Origin of the sequence: Christiangramia aquimixticola, from assembly GCF_048285835.1 — a bacterium.
Classification (GTDB): domain Bacteria; phylum Bacteroidota; class Bacteroidia; order Flavobacteriales; family Flavobacteriaceae; genus Christiangramia; species Christiangramia aquimixticola.
Map to the genome: position 1 here is coordinate 1 of NZ_JBLVTL010000124.1, position 331 is coordinate 331.

1 pseudogene is annotated in these 331 nt (G+C 52.3%); it reads right to left on the reverse strand.

What is annotated here, in order from left to right:
- Positions 1 to 331: pseudogene (locus ACNKXV_RS13790) on the reverse strand (peptidase M19); the annotation flags it as partial.

Genomic DNA, 331 nt, shown 5'->3' on the forward strand with positions numbered 1-331 from the left:
ATAGCGCCCAGGGCCATAATGTGCCGGACCTAAAGCACGAAGGCCGCTTTCGTAGGCTTTTTCCAAATAACTTAGGCTCACAATCGAATCAGCGCCCTCGAGTGAAAGGATAAATCCCACCGGCTTTTGGCTTTTGTCCTCGCCTTGATTCCAGTGAGCCAAGTGCGCTTCCAACTCATTCCAATTTCGGATTTGGGTCATTTCGCCCTTTTCAACCATCGCACGATACCAAGCCAATTGACCCTGAGTTTGTGCCCAAGCTTGTTCTGGAGAGTGCCAACCCGGAAGGGGATTTTCCGGCGCCACAAAGCGGGCGATCTGTGTAGCCACT